Origin of the sequence: Pelosinus sp. IPA-1 (assembly GCF_030269905.1) — a bacterium.
GTDB lineage: Bacteria > Bacillota > Negativicutes > DSM-13327 > DSM-13327 > Pelosinus.
The window spans coordinates 100,230-119,402 of record NZ_BSVC01000005.1 but is presented as its reverse complement, the minus strand read 5'-3'; the positions used below and the strand labels follow the sequence as shown (position 1 = coordinate 119,402).

The window sequence follows — 19,173 nt, the reverse complement described above, 5'->3', positions numbered from 1 at the left end:
ACGTCCTAAGCCACTGAAAAACCACTTGTTTTTATGCAATAGGGCGAATTTGTAATATAGAGGGAGAAGTATAAATGAGAAAAGCAACTTTATTAGTTATATTTCTAATTCTTTGTGTGGGACTGACTGGTTGTTATTCTAATAAGAAATCTGCACCTATAGTACAAAATCATGATGAAGCTCCAACAGAAGAAGATGAAATATATAAGTACAACGCATATGTTGATCTAAATAATTATATAGTTAAAGATTTTGCTGAAACTTTGGATGATTATTTTAAACATCTAGGGAATGAGCAAGATCCAAAATTTGAGAAATACTTTAGTTTTGTTCCGCGATCTATTTCCAAATATGATATAGAAAAACTAGAAAAAGCATTTAATGCTTCACATCATCAACCCCAATATGCATCTGTAGATGGTGCTGCCCAGGAGCTATATCCTCAGATGGCGGAATTAATTAACCTTTTAGCAGAGGCACATACGTATTATAAGCTAAAATCGTATGTAGATGATAATTACGTAAAAGCAAAAGAATTGCATACCAAAATAGTAAACTGTTATAAAATCTACCAGCCTCTAGCTAATAAATACTGTGCTAATTTTAATGCAATTGCTTCGGAGCGTGAAAAAAGAAGGTTAGAAAACTATAAAAATAGGGGGCAATTGTTAAAGTATCATTGCTTAAGTGTCTTGATGCATGCAGAAGCTTTGCAGCAAGAAATGGATGAGCAACAGATTACAGCAGACAACATATTAGATTTGGATTTACCCAAATTTCAGGGAAGATACAATTTACTAATAGCGGATGTTAATGAGATCATGAAATATTCGAAAGATGAGCAAGCACTAAAGAAGGAAGGCATTACTAATTCGGGACGTTATGAATCATACATAAACGATATTATAGAGGTTAAAGTCTGTGCTACGCAATTGATGGAAAGAGTTAAGCAAAGACGTAATTTTGAAAAACACCAATTAGGAAGCAGATTTTTTAGGGAAAGTGTAGATGGCTCTCCGGAAAAATTCAATAAAAAACTTAGTGATGCGATTCGTGAATACAACTACTTAAATTAGTCGAGGCGTATAAGTTCCCAAAAGCAATGATATGATAAAAAATTTAGAAGGGATGTTTTATGATAATGAAAAAAAGGTCACTACAATGGTTAGCAATCTTAATTATTGGTACAACGGCACTTTTTACCGGGTGTCAGTCGTTACAGAGTGAAAAGGCTAATATATCTAAAGCGAATGTATCACAAACAATATTTTCTCAATTTAAGGAAGAGGGTTTTACTACTCTGGATGAAGCCGAAAAAGCTGCTATTGATATGTATGTCAAAAAGGATTTTAAGGCTATGGTGGATCATTCAACAGCTGAAAGTATGCTTGAGGGAACTTTCCAGTATGACGGCACAACAGATTTTTATGCCTATTTTATAGATTATCTGAAATCAAGATCCGGTGATGCTGAAGGAAGGCGTGTTTATAATAACCCCCAATTGGTACAAGCTTGGAAAGAAAAAGATGGAATGTCAGCTCATTATCAATATAAGTTTACTAATAATGAAGGTAAAGAGGTTGGTGCTATATTTGCCATTGTTAATAAAAACGGCAAATTCCTATTGGACTATACCATTGAAAAATATATATTCGAGGAGCTTTTCTTTAAATTTTCTTCAGGCAAAGATATTGCGGCAAAATTAATTCCTGATCCCCATAATCCCAGCAACGTTATATTACCGATTGCTCTCGAAAAATGTGTTGATCAAGAAGTTGCTCGTCCGTGGAAGATATGGATGGCTGTATCCAGCCAGCACCGCATGCAGGTAAAATCATTTAAATTTGTGACAGATAACGGTAGCTTCGATGTAGAAGTAGATTCAAAAATGGGGCCAGAAGGTGCAATCTTGAATGTCGAAGTACCAATAAAATTTGGAAAAATTAAGCAAGCAACTGCTACTGATAAAAATGACCGCACATATGAATTCAAAATCATCGACAATTGAGTTGCTAAGTGAGTTAGTGCAAAAGAATAGCTGCATTTAAAGACAATCATGGCACAGTGTCCAAAGCATGGAAGAAAAGGGGCGGTGGAAGTTTTGTCTTGCCAGCAAGAGGAACTACCACCCCTTTTTTACCTGAGACTTTGTGCATCAAATAAATGGATGAGGAAGCATAGGGAATATTGGATGTTAAGGTATATCAGTATTGAAAGAAACGTCCCTGCGCTTCCTCCTTGCGATGGTAGCGGCTTTTTGTCTTAAGTTTATCAAGTTGATTATCAAATAAGGCATGAGGACGGTGGTAGTGTCTTGCTAAGGGAGAAATGAAAATGAGTATTATGGAAAGCATTGCAGTGGCGTTTCATTATAAGGATATATACTTATTTTATAGGGATATATCCGATATAACAGGGTATGGTGGCATTTTTATAGTTCCAGGATTAATGTATTTGCGCTATAAAAAATTATAAGTTTTATTGCCCTAAAATGTTTGAGTATGATGGTAGTATTAGTTAGTGTAATTAGTTCATTTTTATATGTTGGTTGGAGTTGGATAGATTTATTTTTCATATTAATTATGTATGCGGGAATTGTATCGACTGAAAAGGAGATACAAAAAGAAGAACAAAGACGTGAAAATGCTGCTCATGTATCAGCTGATGCGCCTAAAGTAGAAAAAAGAAAGACATCGCGAGCAACGAAAGTAGCGTTTATATTATTTAGTATAGCGTCATTGATAAGTGCAATACTTAACTATTTTCAACTGGTCAATTTATGAGGCTAATATGAGTCGAAGGGTGGTTTAGGCTTTAAAACTGATTACGCCCTTCCGCTTCAATCTAGAGAATTATTCGTACATATCGGAAACTATTTACCGTCTTCGCCTTTGGGAAAGATGGCTTTTTTTTTTGCCATTTTTAAATAAATATGGGAGCCTATACCTTTTGTTAGAGGTAATAATTTTGAAAAACATTTATTCTATGAAGGGGCATTAGAGTAGAGTTTGTAATAATATCTGAAATTTTTAAGAAAAAGAAGAAACCGTCCCTTTGCTTCTCGGGTTACTCTTACTTACGACAAGACTACGGCATAAACTATATTTACAGGCGTTTACGCGCCTGATTTTACATGTGAAAAGGGGTCATGGCTTGAAATCGAAACTATTATTACTTTGCATTTGTATGAGCCTTTTATTGGCAGGTTGTGCAAATGTTGCAAACATCAAGACTGGTTCACCAGAGGATGAAATCAAAAAATATAATTCCTATGTCGAAATTTTGAATGGTACTGATTGGTTACTGAATATGGGTCAAAGTTATTTTAATGAATTTGGTAAGGAAGAAGAACTACGTATTAAAAAAGATTTTTCAGGATTTATATTGTTTGTGAGGACCAAAGAAAATGAAAAATTTAATCTTTATGAGTTTCATAAGGATAAACATACCCAGCTGCAGAAAAAATATTCGTCGAGTAAACCTAGCTATGGGGATGCGGATACTAAAATGGCAACCCTATGTGATAAGGAAGAGTCATTTATAGAACTATACTTTAATGAAGTTAATACATATTACACGAATAAAGAATATGAAAAAGATAACTTTGCTAAAGGGCGTGAGCTGCACAAAAGAATGATAGAAAGTTATAAAGAACTAATAAGAGCAATTAAGGAATTTAATATTGCCTTTCAGTCTAAACTGATGGAACATTATGGGGCGGATTTACCTAAATACCAAAAGCGCGGTCAAACTGTACATTTTTATGCTTTAAGTACAGTGATGAATGCAAAAGAGATAACTAATATGTTTGACGAAATTGAAGGTCAAGGAAAAGACTTTTTAGAAGTAGACCCAGGAAAGTACGATGAAGTATATAATAAATTTGTTTCAAATCTTGCCGAACTTAAAAAAGCTTATGGAGACAAAGAAATACTGAAAAAAGACGGCTATACGTCAGAGCAGATTGGATGGATAAAAAGTGTTATTGACGATGCTGACATAATTCAAAAAGAGGCTACAAAGACCAGGAATATGATCAAAGCCGGAACTTCTGAAATTGATACAGGAGAAGGCAAGGGATTGAGCACAATGGGACGTAATTATCCGATAGGCAAGATCAGAAGAGAGTTGAGCGACCTTATCTCAAAATATAACATCACCATTGAAAAAGAAGATAAAAAATAACAATAGTAGTTGAAGGCATAATACTGGTAGCGTTAGGAAGTGTCCTTGGCGCAGTGTTTGGGCAACAATTTACTCAATTAGGGAATAAGGGGATAAGTTTATTTTAAAAATCTGACATGGGGTGAAAACATGAAGAAATTAATATTTGACCTTTTTGTTATTATGCCAATAGTATTGATTCTACTGGTTGATATATTAAAAATAGTTCATCGATTTATCTCCCATGGTAACTATGTTTTACTCCTAATAATTAATGCTGTAATATCAGGTCTTTTGGTGGTTATTGGAGTTTATGCGATGGATCGAATTTCTGACTGGTTCTGGAGTGATTAATATTTGCGTATTGCTACGTATATGGTAATTGCTAATAAGGGCAATTCGGAGATTTGAAAGTGTAACCATTGCCAGGACGATAGGAAAAAACGGCAAACTTCTTAGAAGTTAAGTTAGATGCTTAGGAGAAATAATGAAGAGGATTTTACCGATAATTTGTATGTTGCTTATGATTAATGCTCCGGTACATGCAGGGCCGATACGTTTTTTTGAATTTGAGATAGAATATTATACAAAGGTACTGGTGGAAAATCCGGAAGATATATTAGCTTATCATAATCGTGGAGAGGCTTATTATTACACTCACAAATACGACGATGCCATAGCCGACTTTACACAAGAAATACTTAAATATACACCTATAGTAGAGCAAAATCCTCAAGATGCAAGCGTTTATTATTATCGAGGTGACATGTATATAAAATTAGCTAAAGCGTATGTCGAGAAAAATAAGTCAACTGCTAAAAGTGACATAGAAGTTAAAAAAAATATTGAAAAGGCAATAGTTGACTATACAACAGCAATCAAGATGAACGTTCCTCCTAAGGTTCATAATACTTATTTATATATCTCCCGTGCTGATGCATATCTAGATATTGGTGAAAATGACAAGGCAATGAGTGATTATAATGAGATAGTCCACGCATACCCTTCTGAATACACTTATGAACATCGTGCTATTGCACATGAGAGATTAAGTGACTATGATAATGCAATAGTCGATTTCACAGCGGTAATACAGTATGAACCAAGATCAGGACAAAATTATACAAGACGTGGTAAGGTATATGTTTTAAAAGGAGATTATAATAGTGCGATAGCCGACTTAAAGAAAGCAATCCAACTGGATAACATTCTCTCCGATGCTTATCAGCCACTTGTCAAAGTTTATCTTCACAAAAGAGAAAGAGACAAGGTAATAGATGTATATACACAATTCATAACAGATGCTAAAAGAGCTAATACTTCTTGGCGGGATATGGTGCCTATAAGTAATCTTGAATTGGCAACAGCTTATTATGATCGTGGGAATCTATTGTATGAGAAAGAATATTACAATTTGGCATTAGCAGATTGTGATGAGGCAATTCGACTGAATCCTAAGAATGAAAACGTACAGAAGTTAAAGAAAAGCATTATTAGTAAATTATCTCATGTGAGGTAAGAGAGCAAAATACCAGATAACTAAAGCCAAATATTTTTTTGAAAAAATAGCTGATATAAAGAAACTTTAGGAGAAGCAAAGAGACGGTTCTTTTGCTTCTTAGTAAAAGGCTACGTTTTGCTAAAAGGCAAAAACGTAGCCTTTTTTTATTCTCGGAAAAATAATAAGTTAGTATTTTTTATGAAAGATATCAAATCTACACCTTTTAGGAGAGGTAATAACTACCAAGATAGATTATTCTATCAGCAAGTATGATAAAAGGCCAAAGATTTGGTAGTTGACGGATCAGTATGGGACGACTCGGTTGCTTCTTACTTAAATATTTAACGACGGTTATTCGATAAATTCAGGCTATGAGAAAGCATGGTAATATGGAGCTTTAGGTATATACAATATTGGGAGCAAAAGAACAGTCCCCTCTCTTCCGTATTATGGAAGTATTCCAAAAACAGTGGAGAAGTATATGTATGCTTGAAAGACTGGAGGTTGAAAATGCGTATAAATACCATCAAAAATTGTGGATTGTTATTATTGAAAACCGGAGGAATGGTGTTATTTTTTTTACTTTCAAAATCTCTATTGGAGTTTATTTTTGGTAGTAAGATGGATTTTTTTATCGGTAATTTTTGGCTATTTGCTTTTGCTGGAATCATCCCAGCATATATTGCATGGATAAAGGGTCATTCCTTTTGGATTTGGTGGATTGCGGGAGCATTTTTCCCAATAGTGTCAACTTTTCTTGCGATAGATATAGATGATCTCAATGAATCTAGCAAATAAACAATAGTAATAGAGAAGGGCAAGGAATTATTGAACAAATCATATTCATTACAAAATGGAAGATAAGCAAAGGGACAGTGTACGAATTTTGAGATTCACTCCAGTTAAAAAAGACTAAGATACAACCACCATCCTCGTGCCTTGCGAAAATAGTTATTTGGACTAACCTTCCACAACTTACGATAATTATTACATCCAGCAATTTACGTATCTACCATATAGTAAATACGTACTAAATATCGAAAAAATTATTGAATAATATAGCAATTAGCAGCTTTTTATGCTATGCGTAATACTCTAACGTTTACGTAAGACTTTACTGTATTAAATCCTTTGCCGTCTTTACCTTTTGTTAGAGGTATAGTGATTTGAAGAGTCAGTTGCCCTATAAAGAGTATTGGAGTAGGGTAAGATAACTCTAAAGAGCTGGATTTATCTATTAGTACAATCTCCAGGATGATTGTAGTATAAGGATTGTTGAAAAGAAACTAAGACACAACCACCGTCCGTCCCCGTTTCTTAGAAAAATCAAAGGACAAGTTGGTGAGAAGAATGCTTAAATTTATTGGTATTGGTAGTGCGTTCAATACTAAATGGGGTAATACAAGTGCTTTTATAAAAAAAAATAATGGCTTATTTCTGTTTGACTGTGGCGGAACCGTTTTTCACAGGCTGCAAGAATTAAGCATATTTGACGGGGTGAAGAATTTATATATTGTTATAACCCATACGCACCCTGATCATGTAGGAAGCCTTGGAGAAGTGATTTTTTATTGTTACTATATCTTGGGCTGTAAGCCGACTGTTTTTTTCCCTAATCGGGAATTAATAGAGAATTTCTTTGCATGCATCGGAGTTAGCAAGGATATGTACGTGCTTGATAGTCGTGAAAAGTCAGGTGTGGTAGATAAAGACTTTGGAGATGTTAACATTGAGTTTTTGCCGGTTACACATGTAGAAACGATTCCTGCCTACGGTTTCATTATGAAGCAGAAATCAGGAGCATTCTATTATAGCGGAGATACTAATAATATAAGCCAAGAAGTTCTAACTCGATTTCAATATGGAGAGTTTGACCAAGTGTATCAAGATACTTGTGGACTTGATTATGAAGGCAATAGCCATATGTCGCTAAGGAGGCTGGAAGAAATTATTAGTATTGAGTTTCGGAATAAGGTGAACTGTATGCATCTAGATAACCATATTCATCCTAAAGAGGTCATAGACAAAGGCTTTAATGTGGTAGAAATATTTAGGGGATAACATTGGGGCGGTAAGAAGAAAGAGTCAGTCCTACATTATTGCGTAATGCAGGGCTGACTTTCATTATGGAAGCAAGGAGAAATTCTCCTTGCTTCTTTAGGAAAAAGGCTAAGTTTTATGTCTGAATGGCAAAAACGTAGTCTTTTTTTATTCCCGAATGCAATAATAAAGATTATGTAATTTTAGTAAAGACATCGAAGTCTATACCTTTTAGGGGAGGTAATAATTTACAGAATGTTTTATCCTAAGAAGGATGCATTTACGTAGCTTAATGCAGCAAAAAATAAGAAGAGGTGCTATTACATTGAATTTGAGAACTTTTTTGCGTAAGACGGTACTGGGAGGAGCCTTGACTTTTGCTATTTTACTGGCAGTAGGGGTATTTCAGCCAACCAAAACCGAAGCCATTGATCTTGGAAAACTTGGTGGTACATTAGTAGGTACTGCGACGCAACAGAACGAGGTCAGAAAATCTCTTGACCATTATGAAAATGATGGGCGGTATGAGCTTTTTGAACAGCTTAAGAAATCAGAAGGCGTGATAGAAGACCCTGATCTGAATGCAGAACTTGCCCGTGTAATGACTAGGCTGACAAGCACGATTGCAAAAACGGAACCGGGAGTTGAAAACAAACCGTACAACTATTTCATAAACCCGCAAACTGCATTCAATGCTTTTTGCAGTCTGGGACACAATGTTTCCGTTAATGTTGGTGTATTTCAGTTTTTTGATAATAACGAGGATAAGATAGCAGCCGTCGTTGCCCATGAGCTGGTCCACGGGCAACGAAATCATCCTATAAACGGCGCCAAAAAGAAAATGACTGTGGATTTTGTCCAGAAAATCGCTGGCTCTCAACTTGGCGGCGGCAGTAAATTGGCTGTTGATGTAGTGGCGACTAATACGAAGGCGGCGGGCATAACCAAGCCGAATGAATGGGAAGCAGACAATATCGCCTTTTCTTACATAACAGAGGCCGGTTATAATCCGGGTGCTCCTGCCGCAGTATGGCAGCGTGTGATTGACAAGATGAGCAGTGGTGGATCAAAAGGGCTTTTTGATGATCTTTTAAATCCTTCTACGCATCCCGGGGAGAAAGAAAGACGTGACAATTATTCCAAAAAATTGAGTGAATATGGCAATCAAAAAGTCACTGTCAATCCTGCCACCGGTGAAATCAAGGTAAATAATAAAGTCTTTATGAAACCAGCTCCTTTTGCCAACATGAGCGGTGTGGAACGAAGCTACTTGATTGCCGGCAATTTGGCTGCTGTTTATCATAAAAACGAGGCTTCAACACAAGCAATAAATGACAATGGGGTGGTTAAAATTGGCGATAATGCGATCGTAGAGCCGTGCTCTGCCGATATAAGCGCAGAGGAATTGGTAAGAATCCTAAATGAAATAAAATAATAGATTTCATGCACAAATTGTGTAAGAATAAAGCCCCAGATTAGAACAGTAACTCAGAGCTGGTATTGCCAGCCCTGAGTTACTGCTTTATATGTGGGGCTGCAATAACCTTCCGTCTATAGTGTAGTAACCTGGATGATACGTTGCTCTGCCGTTTTTTATTCGATGTATATACCTGCCATCAGGAGTTAATCCCTTTAATGTACTGCTAAGATAAATACAACTCTTAGGGATGTGGCCTATGCAAACATTCGTATCATCTGGTGAACTTGTCAAACAACCACAGACAGCGCTTAGCATTTTAGAATCCTCCTTTTCAAATCGGGTTTTAATCATAAAAATATTTCAAGTTATTTCATTAGCTTCTTTTAAGATGGGTCTATTATAATGTATTGTACGATAGCAGCATCAAGAATATAACTCTTTTCCTATAAGCAAAAGACTACGATTTTTGTCTGACTCAATAAGCAAGGGGACGTCAAAACGTGTGAAAAGTAAGTCTATTTCCCCACGCTCTGACATCCCCTTGTTTATTTTTAAAATATTGTAACTGCCAATTCTTGCAATAAGAACTGATTTTTCAGTCTATTTTCCCTTGCAATCTCCATAAAATGTAATATAATTAGAAACAGGTGGAAATTAAAAAAGTCGCCGTGTCCTGAGAGTGTCTCACCACTCCCAGGCACGAGCAGGTGGGCAAGCACCTACACGTAACAGCTAGCTGTCTACGACGACAATTTATTATACCGTGATCTTTCCTTGAAGACAAGGGATGGTACGTTCGGGATAGTAATTTTGTGGGTCTTAGCAGAAGCTTAACGTCTGCATGCAATCAAGACGAAGCAAAGCGCATGTGTAGGTAAAAAACCTCGCATGCGCTTTTTTAATTTCCCCTGAAACAAACTGTATGATGGTTTCTTCTATCCAGTGTTTCGGATAGAAGAAACCTCCTACAGGATGAAGACGGGGGGATATAATTTGGTAGTTGTCCAAGGTAAGAGAATCGGTAAAAGTACCGCACCAGCGTGTGGCGGGGACTCCTCCTCGCCACAACAGGTAGGAGACAAATGCGCCATTTACGAGGGGCAAGACTTGATAGCTAGAAAGACGAGGCTGCTGTAAATGTATCGGACCTACAGAACAACGACGGAAACGATTATGGGGGCGGAAACGGAAAATGCTGATACTACACTTACATTGATTACAGATTTAGATGAGAAAGAATATGTGATGGTCAAGAGGCAGAAAGAAGTTGCTATATACACTCTTTCGCTGGTTGGCAACGTCACTGAAATAGTTCACGATGTTTCATTCAAAGAGTATCGAGAGATTACCTATGCAAGATTAGATAAGGAATTATTAGAGCAAGGAATCAAACCCAGGAGAAGAGATCTTTAAGTTCTATAGGAAGTTTTTCGCGCAAAAAGATGCGACAACGTAAAACAAGTAAATAGTAATAGCTAATAAGCCCATGACTAAAATCAAAAGTCATGGGCTTATTTGTTAATTAAACTAAAATTTAGTGAAAGTCTATACCTTTAGGGGGAGGCAATTATTACCAAAATGGATTATTCTAAAAAACAGATATAAGTAACAACTTATAAAAAGCCAAGTAATCAGCATATAGTTATCTATTCCTGAAGTGGCAATCCCATCATTTTAAATTACAGGATGAGTCATAGCTGTTATAAAATCGCTAATAGAAAAAATATATGTCCTACAGGCTCGTCGTTAATCTATAGAATGTTTAAGCAGGTTTAAAATCTGGCGAAATGAGGTAATTAGAAGGAGGCAATTAATGAAGAGCATATCAAAGGTGGCCATTAATGGAAACCTCGAATTACTCCAAGAGCAAATTCAATCTGGGGTTGATGTTAATAGTACAGATAACTCTGGAAGAACACTTCTAATGAATGCTGTCATTGAAGGTAGAGTGGAAATCGCTCAGTTCCTTATTGAAGCAGGTGCGGATGTGAATCGTAAAGACTTAATGGGATGCACTGCCCTACATTACGCAGCACAAGAATACTCATTGGAAATGTGGAAACTACTTTTTGAAAATAAAGCAACTGTTGATGTAAGGGATGAGAATGGAAATACACTTTTATTTCGGGCGGTATGTAGCGCAAGAGGCCGAAAAGAAGTCATAAAACTGTTGCTTTCCTATGAAACAGAAAAAAACTTTAAAATTAATGTATCACCGACGGAGTCAACCGATGCGATAATAGATTCTGAAGTGAGAAAGCTCCTAATAGATTCAAAGTAGGTTTTGCCATAATTAAGAGGTATAGTAATTTTTAAAGTATAAACAAGAGGTGTATTATGAAAAAACTGTTAATCTTAGTATTAATGCTGCTAGTTGCTCTATCCAACGTAGTATGTGCCCAACCAAATGATGCGGAGGTCGTTGCTTCCTTTAAACAATATGTTGGTGACGAGCTATCAAAGGCTATTTCTACTTATCCATTAGATAATTATAAAATTCGTAAGGATAATGGTAAATGGTACAAGTTTTCTGAGAATCTAGATCGTAATTTTACCATGGAAGTTAGAAAAAGTGATTCATTGACGGCTCCTTATATTGGTATTGCCGAAATATCCCGAGTATTCAAACGTGGTGAAAATTGCTCAACAAAAGAATTGGCGGATGAATCAAATGCATCAGATGTTTACTCGATTTTTAAATACAGGTTTATAGGAGTTTATCGAGATAATGAATGGATAGTTACCAAAGTGGAGTATAACAATTACGTTGAAGAGATAACGGGTATTTACGATCGTTTAAAAAATAATTAACGTTACCTAAAATGTCTCGCCAAACTTCAAAACCGTTTGCGTCTATAACAAGAGATGGAATTATAGGCACTGGAAAAGTAAAGAGAGGATGAAGTACTAAAAACTATTCTAGATAGAAAAAGAGTCGTCTGCCTATGGCGACTCTTCTTACTTGTCACCGTGTTGTCATATTCTTCCTGTATCATATAAATCTGGAAGAAGGAGGAGTACAAGTTGATGGCAACGAGACAGTTCAGGCGGCTAAATAGTTATGGAGATGTAAAACTAAAATAATGGCGCAATCATCCAGTTTTATGAGTTGCCTTGTTAAAAACGGAAAAAATCTAATCAATTAGTATCGTAAGGGGGAGAATTTGTGGATTCCTTAATTCATTCAAAGGAAAACTTTTATTTCAAGCTATCATTAGTGATCAGTGTGTTGATTTATATTTTGCTGGTAATATCTCTTGTTGGAATCGTTTACATAGTGCTAGGTATTATTATTAGTTTTATTGCACATGGACTATTTGTAGGTAATATAAAAGGTAACGGTATTAAGTTATCTGAAACGCAGTTCCCAGAAGTGTATCAGCTATCGAAAGAGATTGCAAGTAAGATGGGGTTAGAAGTAGTGCCTGATATTTACATTATTCAGTCCGGTGGTATGATTAATGCTTTTGCGACAAAGTTTCTAGGGCGATCTTTTGTAGTACTTTATTCTGATGTTTTTGAATTAGCATATCGCCAGGGGGAGGCTGAGCTTGCCTTTATAATTTGTCATGAATTTGCCCATCTAAAAAGAAAGCATGTGAGTAGGAAAGTGCTTTTATTTCCATCCATGTTTGTCCCTTTTTTAGCGCAAGCCTATTCTAGAGCTTGCGAATATACCTGTGATAATTTTGCATCTTATTACCAAACAACTGGTGCAGAAAATGGCCTGCTTATTTTGGCAATAGGAAAAAAATTATATGAAAAAGTAAATGTGCAACAGTACATTAAACAAGCAGAATCAGATGGCGGCTTCTGGGTTCGTTTCTCTGAGCTTCTTGCTACCCACCCCAATCTACCTAAGAGAGTTAGTAATATCCAAAGATATATCCAAGCAAAAGAGTAAATTATATAAATAAGGAGAAGAACTTCATAAGGGAAGGTCTTCTCTTTTTGTTTTAGAGATCAGATCATCAAGGTTGAGTATTTTAAAGGATTCGTCACCTTCATCGTCTGCGCTCTGTTGATTATGAACAATCCAAATTAAAATATATTTGTCAGTCTATACCTTTTGCTAGAGGCAAAGATTTTAAAAACCACGTATTCTATAGAAAGATAGAATACGTGGTAGGGGGAATGTACTGTGGCAGTGACTAACGAAAAACATGGGGTAGTTTCTAATGCCTTATATCGTGAAGAGAATGATATAGATCTTACAAATAACGGCTTTACCGAAATCGATTCGATGGGAAATGACAAGATCGGTTTCTACGCAGCAGCCTATAAACGAGGTGAGGATATTATCATTTCCTACCATGGTTCAGAGGATAATAAACCCCAGGAATGTGAGGACGCATTAGCATATTATAGTTATATTCGAAAAAAATACCCTAGTGCAAATATTATGGGGCATTCATTAGGTGTAACGATGGTACAATACGTTGATAATACAATGGCTATTAGAGATGGAAATCAGGTATATGAGCCTGCTCAGTAGGCGCAAGCACACTTTGCCCCAGAATGAAAGCTGACGCTGCTGCAGTAAGATAACTATCCAGAGTGGCTGGATCAGTAAATAAAAAATAATCACCTACTCCGCATCTATTGCTGGAGAAGGTTCGCCCTATACGAATCTCTCTGCCGTCTTTACCTTCAAGGTGAGACGGATCTTTTTTTGAAGTAGGTAAAGCAAAATGACTGGCTCCCCACAGATAAAATCAAGTAAAAAAAGGCTTGTAGATTTTAGTTGGCTGTGTAAATAGCAGAGGAATATTAAATAATTTGTCGAAATAGAGAGGAACATGCTAACAAAGAAGTCGTCGAATTTAAATTTTAGTTTACGTAAGTGGGGAGGTGGCTTTTGAGTGCTTTTTGCTAAAATATTACATAATGTTACGAAGCTGTGGAACAGGCAAACTTTGAGGACAACGCTGAGTTTTTGCCTTGTTTGTATGACGATTTTTCCCTTGCTGCTATCTATGTTAATAACTGAAAATAAAAGTGAGAAAATTCTGACTAAATTAGCGTTTAATCAGAATCGTGATATTGCAAAGCAGACTGCTGAAGATATTGATCAGATGTTTAGTGAAAAAATTAAGGTGCTGCGGATTGTCGTAAATACGGCTGAGGTAAAGTCAATGCTGCCTGATAAGCAAAATGCCTTACTTACGGCCATCACTAAGGCGGATGCTGATATTCAAATTGCGGTTATAGCTGATAGTGCAGGCAATCAGATTGCCCGATCGGATGAGCGCGTGGTTGATGATACGATTACGTATCGCGATCGGGAATATTTTCAAAAAATAAAACGAACCGGCGAGACAGTAGTTTCCGATGTTATTATTGCGAAAAGCACTGGATACCCGGGCGTTGTTATTGCTGAGCCAATCAAGGATGAAAATCAGCAATTGGTAGGCGTGCTGATTTTAAACGTGGATTTGCGAACCATTATTGATCGGATTGACCAGATCAAGATTGGTCAATCTGGTTACGCCTATCTAGTTAATGGAGATGGACATATTTTGCTGCACCCAGATCGGGGAATGGTCGGCCGGGATGTCTCCTGGGTTGCGCCTGTTAAGGCTGTGAAGGATAAACAAACCGGCTTGGTAGAGTATGAATACAAGAAACAAAAGAAATGGGCTGCTTTCAGTTATATACCGCAAACAGGATGGGGCTTAATTGTTCAGCAACCAGCAGAAGAAGCTCTGGCAGATGTAAGCGAAGTTAAACGGACAACGTGTATGATTACGATAGTTTCCGCTATCCTTGCAAGTTTAATTGGTATTGCCGTTGCCAATATGATGACAAGGCCAATTACAGATATATCAGAGGCCGCCGCCCGTTTAGCCAAAGGAGATTTGGATGCCAGAAGCTCGGTTGTAACAGGAAACGAAATAGGACAGCTAGCAGCTACGTTTAACTCTATGGCTGATAATTTGGGTACAAGAACCAGTGCCTTGCTGGAAAGTGAAGAGAAATATCGCTCCTTGGTAGAGAATATCAGCATTGGTATTTACCGGGAAACAGGGGATGCTAAGTCTTTTATTAAATATGCAAATCCCGCACTTCTAAGGATGCTCAGATATGAGTCTATGGATGAACTATTAACCATTCCAGCTTCAACGGCATTTTGGAGTCAGGAAGAATTCGCTGCAGTTAGTGAATTGGTCGAACAGGAAGGCACGGTGAAAAATAAAGAGATTCGATTGAGAAGAAAAGACGGGACAGCCCTCTGGTGTTCTATGACGGCGCTGAAGCATTACAATCACCAAACTGACACATTTTGTATTGACAGCATGATTGAAGATATTACGGAACGCAAAATGGCAAACGAAAAATTGCGCCAAGCTCACGCTGAGTTAGAACGGAAAGTAGCAGAGCGAACTAGAGAACTGACAGTATTAAATAGAGAACTATGTCAGATTTCATTGCACGATGGTCTTACCTGCGTCGCCAATCGGCGCTATTTTGACGAATTTCTGGAACGGGAGTGCCAAGGGGCTAAACGAGAGAAAACCTCCATTGCTTTAATTTTGTTAGATGTCGATTTTTTTAAGTTGTATAACGATACTTATGGACATGTCGCAGGAGATGATTGCCTAAGACAAATTGCCACTGCGCTAGGTGAGGGCGCGAAACGTGGGACTGATCTAGTCGCGCGTTACGGTGGAGAAGAATTTGCTGTAATTTTGCCTGATACCGATCAAGCTGGGGCTATTAAGGTAGGAGAACGTATTCTCATTCGGGTTAGAGAGTTGGCGATTCGACATGAGATGTCGCCAGTTGCAGAAATTGTTACAGTAAGTCTTGGTATTGCTGTCGCTATCCCCAGGGCAGATCTGACACCAGAAAAGATGATTCTCGCTGCCGATCATGCTCTTTACCAGGCGAAGAATTCAGGGCGAAATCAACTGCAGCTGGCGGGTGAGCTAAAAAATGCCGATTCCTAGGTGGATAGTTTATCAAGTAAATATCCACACTTCGCCGTCTTTACCTTTTAAGGTAGACGCTTCTTTTTTTGAATAATTTAAATGTATTTTGGAATCTATATTTCTTGCGTTAACATGGGGCGGGATCTAATTGAGGAATCTATACCTTTTGTTAGAGGTAATAATATTGAAAATCATCTATAATTAGGAAACAATGGAAACTGAAAAGTCATTCGGTTGTAATTAGTGAATATCGGATGCAGATAGAACTCTAGCTGCAAATGAATCTGCGAATTTATTAAGAAAGTGTGCCGTGGTATTTGAAATACAATATGTCGAAAGGTTAAGTTTCGTTATAGATATATGATATTGAGAATTTGAACCGTCTTATCTTTAGCGTAAGATACCTCAAATTTTTAATGTAGAAAAATTTGATTTATAGTATAATGAATAATAATGTACTTTACGGATTAACATGATTTAGGGGGCGGAGTTATTGGTTAATATTTTGTTGGTAGGCGGCGGTAGAAGCGGCGTTGCAATATTAGAAATGGCGAATCAAGTGCCACAAATGGAAATAATAGGTGTGGTAGATGTAAAGATGGACGCTGTAGCAATTAAGATGGCACAAAACATGGGCATCCGTACATTTACTGATGTTCGAGATGGAATGAAAATGCCAAATGTGAATGTAGTACTAAATATCACCGGCAACCAACAGGTAAATCGTTTGATTGAAGAAAATAAAACTCCGAATATTAAAGTTGTGGACGACTTTATTACGGGTATGTTATACCACCTCATTAAGTCGCAAGTCTTAATGAGTGAAGAGTTGAATGAGAAGGTTGTTGTTTTATCTGAATCTGTCAATGAAGCGAAAAACCATATTAACAATACTCATGAAGTAATTGGTTTTATTAATAAAGTATCACAACAAACAAATCTTTTAGGCTTAAATGCTGCGATTGAAGCAGCGCGAGCTGGTGAACATGGCAGAGGATTTGCGGTAGTGGCTACAGAAGTTCGTAAGCTGTCAGAGGATAGTGTAGAGGCAACTAAAAAAATAAATGATATTTTAGGAAATATTGAAGCTTCTATGCAACATATTATTGTTGGAATTGAAGAAACTGCTGCGGTAGCAGAAAAACACACGAAACGCGAATTGATTACAGGCGAAAAGATATAAAGAAGACTTGATTCAGATGGAGTTTTAACTCCATCTGAATCTTAGTCGCACTTATCCAGGGACTTAGCTGCTCTTAACTCCCACTTTAGAAGATGGGAGTCTTAGAGCGGTTTAGTCATCGGATAAATGAATAGATGGAGCCTCCGAGTTTTCTCGCAGGCTCCTTTTTAATGGAGGTTCAATGAAGATGATTAAGGATCATCCGATGAAGCTATTACTGCTGATAATGGTGTTAGTCGTAAGTCTCAGCAATGTAGTGAATATTGTTGAAGCGAAGGAAAAAGGAAAAGCCAAAAAAGAATTAGAAATTGTTGCTCAACCAGAGCCTGTACGATTAGGTATTGATAGAATTGATAACTATATGCAGGTATTTGCAGGAAAACGTGTTGGCTTAATTACAAATTCTACAGGTATGAATAGCAATTTTCAAAGTACAGTAGATATATTATTTGAAAAATCCAATTTGGTGGCCTTATATTCCCCAGAACATGGTATTCGGGGAGCGGTTAAGGCTGGTGATGCAGTCAGTGGCGCTATTGATGAAAAAACGAAACTGCCTATTTATAGTTTATATGGTGCTACGAAGAAACCGACCAAGGAAATGCTGGCTGATGTTGATGTAATTGCCTTTGATATACAAGATGTAGGTGCTCGTTCCTATACCTATATCTACACAATGGCCTATGCGATGCAAGCTTGCAAAGAACTGGGGAAAACCATGGTGGTTTTTGATAGACCCAATCCAATTGGTGGAGTGCAGGTGGAGGGCAATCTTATAAAGCCAGGTTTTGAGTCTTTTATCGGAATGTATCCCATCCCCATTCGGCATGGGATGACAGTAGGAGAGTTAGCAAGATTATTTAATACGGAGTTTGGTATTGGTTGTGATTTAGTTGTGATCGAAATGTCAGGCTGGAAACGAGAGATGTATTTTGATGAAACACACCTGCCTTGGGTTATGACATCACCTAATATTCCTACTCCTGATACGGCTTTATTATATCCAGGAACGGGCTTATTTGGTGGTGCAAATATTTCAGAAGGTGTAGGAACGACAAGGCCCTTTGAGCTCGTCGGTGCTCCTTGGCTTAATGCGCAAGAACTTGCAGAAAAGATGACAGCGATGAAGCTGCCTGGTGTTATTTTTCGCCCTGCTTACTTTGTGCCGCGCTTTGGCTTGTATCAGGATACGGCTTGTGCAGGAGTGCAACTACATATTGTTGACCGAAAAGCATTTTTACCAGTCAAGACAGGCATAAGTTTGCTCTATAAGATAAAGGAGATGAGCGGCGATAAGTTCTCATTCCAACGTGGCACGAAGACGGAGGGGACCATGGATTTATCGACGGGGGATGATACTGTGAGGAAAGGGGTCTATTCTCTTTCCGAGTTGTTAGTTTTATGGGAAAAAGATGCTAGAGAATTTCAAGAAAGGTCTAAAAAATATTATTTATACAAATAAGTGAGCGGATATTTTGGAATAGCGAAGCATTCTACTTATTTTTCAGGAATGAAGTAGAATCAACTTTTGTGTAACGGTTAGGGAAACTGAGGCTTGGCATTTGCCAAGCCTTAGTTCTTGTGTTAGAAGGGGAAAGTTATTTGAAAAATATGGAAAAATATTGCACAAACTATTAAGAAAATATTGGTAACCTCCGATATATTTTATATATAGCACATCAAAGGAGGGCGATTATGATGATTACGAAGGTATCGTATGTTTACCAAGTAGATACCCGAAGACATGAAAATCGGCAGCCCAAGGATGAAATGAAGAAGAAACAGCATAGTCTGTTTAAGAATATTTTAGAAAAAGCACTGGTTTGCCAAAAAAACAAAATGTAAGGGTATTGAGGATAGGGCCTTTTTAGGCTCTATTTTTTCGTATAAGTATAGTTAGGTTACAGCAGGAATAATGATTGGCTTGATGAAT

At 37.2% G+C, this 19,173-nt stretch carries 20 protein-coding genes; 19 read left to right on the top strand and 1 reads right to left on the bottom strand.

The window, feature by feature from the left end; all coding sequences use genetic code 11:
- Window positions 1-74: 74 nt before the first annotated feature.
- The 10 genes from QSJ81_RS13340 (at window position 75) to QSJ81_RS13295 (ending at window position 9,140) form a co-directional block, all read left to right on the top strand.
- Entirely contained in the window at window positions 75-1,076 is a 1,002-nt protein-coding gene (locus QSJ81_RS13340; RefSeq protein ID WP_285717870.1) for a YiiG family protein, read from the top strand.
- A 59-nt stretch (window positions 1,077-1,135) separates the two neighbouring features.
- On the top strand, window positions 1,136-2,008 hold the full coding sequence (locus QSJ81_RS13335) for a hypothetical protein (protein ID WP_285717869.1): 873 nt from the start codon (window positions 1,136-1,138) through the stop codon (window positions 2,006-2,008).
- Window positions 2,009-2,334: 326 nt separating this feature from the next.
- Window positions 2,335-2,475, top strand: a complete 141-nt coding sequence (locus QSJ81_RS13330) for a hypothetical protein (RefSeq protein ID WP_285717868.1) — start codon at window positions 2,335-2,337, stop codon at window positions 2,473-2,475.
- A gap of 26 nt (window positions 2,476-2,501) precedes the next feature.
- Window positions 2,502-2,783: a hypothetical protein gene (locus QSJ81_RS13325; protein ID WP_285717867.1), complete on the top strand. Its 282-nt coding sequence runs from the start codon at window positions 2,502-2,504 to the stop codon at window positions 2,781-2,783.
- Between the two features lie 370 nt (window positions 2,784-3,153).
- A complete protein-coding gene (locus QSJ81_RS13320) occupies window positions 3,154-4,185 on the top strand; it encodes a DUF3829 domain-containing protein (protein ID WP_285717866.1) in 1,032 nt (343 codons plus the stop codon).
- 129 nt (window positions 4,186-4,314) lie between these two features.
- Window positions 4,315-4,518 carry a hypothetical protein gene (locus QSJ81_RS13315; protein WP_285717865.1) on the top strand — a complete coding sequence of 68 codons (204 nt, stop codon included), beginning with the start codon at window positions 4,315-4,317 and terminating at the stop codon, window positions 4,516-4,518.
- Window positions 4,519-4,651: 133 nt separating this feature from the next.
- Window positions 4,652-5,683, top strand: coding sequence for a tetratricopeptide repeat protein (locus QSJ81_RS13310; RefSeq protein ID WP_285717864.1), 1,032 nt, complete (start codon window positions 4,652-4,654; stop codon window positions 5,681-5,683).
- A gap of 492 nt (window positions 5,684-6,175) precedes the next feature.
- The gene (locus tag QSJ81_RS13305; RefSeq protein ID WP_285717863.1) at window positions 6,176-6,463 is read left to right on the top strand and encodes a hypothetical protein; all 288 of its coding nucleotides are present in this window, start codon (window positions 6,176-6,178) and stop codon (window positions 6,461-6,463) included.
- Between the two features lie 552 nt (window positions 6,464-7,015).
- A complete protein-coding gene (locus QSJ81_RS13300; RefSeq protein WP_285717862.1) occupies window positions 7,016-7,726 on the top strand; it encodes an MBL fold metallo-hydrolase in 711 nt (236 codons plus the stop codon).
- A 253-nt stretch (window positions 7,727-7,979) separates the two neighbouring features.
- On the top strand, window positions 7,980-9,140 hold the full coding sequence (locus QSJ81_RS13295) for a M48 family metallopeptidase (protein ID WP_285717861.1): 1,161 nt from the start codon (window positions 7,980-7,982) through the stop codon (window positions 9,138-9,140).
- A gap of 87 nt (window positions 9,141-9,227) precedes the next feature.
- Here the strand turns inward: QSJ81_RS13295 and QSJ81_RS13290 are convergent, their stop codons facing one another.
- Window positions 9,228-9,440, bottom strand: coding sequence for a hypothetical protein (locus QSJ81_RS13290; RefSeq protein WP_285717860.1), 213 nt, complete (start codon window positions 9,438-9,440; stop codon window positions 9,228-9,230).
- Window positions 9,441-10,262: 822 nt separating this feature from the next.
- Between QSJ81_RS13290 and QSJ81_RS13285 the strand changes: the two genes are divergently transcribed.
- The 9 genes from QSJ81_RS13285 (at window position 10,263) to QSJ81_RS13245 (ending at window position 19,085) form a co-directional block, all read left to right on the top strand.
- Window positions 10,263-10,538 carry a hypothetical protein gene (locus QSJ81_RS13285; RefSeq protein WP_285717859.1) on the top strand — a complete coding sequence of 92 codons (276 nt, stop codon included), beginning with the start codon at window positions 10,263-10,265 and terminating at the stop codon, window positions 10,536-10,538.
- A gap of 400 nt (window positions 10,539-10,938) precedes the next feature.
- On the top strand, window positions 10,939-11,406 hold the full coding sequence (locus QSJ81_RS13280; RefSeq protein WP_285717858.1) for an ankyrin repeat domain-containing protein: 468 nt from the start codon (window positions 10,939-10,941) through the stop codon (window positions 11,404-11,406).
- Between the two features lie 56 nt (window positions 11,407-11,462).
- Complete coding sequence (locus QSJ81_RS13275) at window positions 11,463-11,936, top strand: hypothetical protein (protein WP_285717857.1); 474 nt, start codon at window positions 11,463-11,465, stop codon at window positions 11,934-11,936.
- A 355-nt stretch (window positions 11,937-12,291) separates the two neighbouring features.
- Complete coding sequence (locus QSJ81_RS13270; RefSeq protein WP_285717856.1) at window positions 12,292-13,029, top strand: M48 family metallopeptidase; 738 nt, start codon at window positions 12,292-12,294, stop codon at window positions 13,027-13,029.
- 237 nt (window positions 13,030-13,266) lie between these two features.
- Window positions 13,267-13,620, top strand: a complete 354-nt coding sequence (locus QSJ81_RS13265; RefSeq protein ID WP_285717855.1) for a hypothetical protein — start codon at window positions 13,267-13,269, stop codon at window positions 13,618-13,620.
- Between the two features lie 367 nt (window positions 13,621-13,987).
- A complete protein-coding gene (locus QSJ81_RS13260; RefSeq protein ID WP_285717854.1) occupies window positions 13,988-16,075 on the top strand; it encodes a diguanylate cyclase domain-containing protein in 2,088 nt (695 codons plus the stop codon).
- 475 nt (window positions 16,076-16,550) lie between these two features.
- Window positions 16,551-17,240, top strand: a complete 690-nt coding sequence (locus QSJ81_RS13255; RefSeq protein WP_285717853.1) for a methyl-accepting chemotaxis protein — start codon at window positions 16,551-16,553, stop codon at window positions 17,238-17,240.
- A gap of 181 nt (window positions 17,241-17,421) precedes the next feature.
- Window positions 17,422-18,702, top strand: a complete 1,281-nt coding sequence (locus QSJ81_RS13250) for an exo-beta-N-acetylmuramidase NamZ family protein (protein WP_285717852.1) — start codon at window positions 17,422-17,424, stop codon at window positions 18,700-18,702.
- Window positions 18,703-18,935: 233 nt separating this feature from the next.
- Window positions 18,936-19,085 (top strand): hypothetical protein, encoded by a 150-nt coding sequence (locus QSJ81_RS13245; RefSeq protein ID WP_285717851.1) that lies wholly within the window; start codon window positions 18,936-18,938, stop codon window positions 19,083-19,085.
- The last annotated feature ends 88 nt before the right edge of the window (window positions 19,086-19,173 follow it).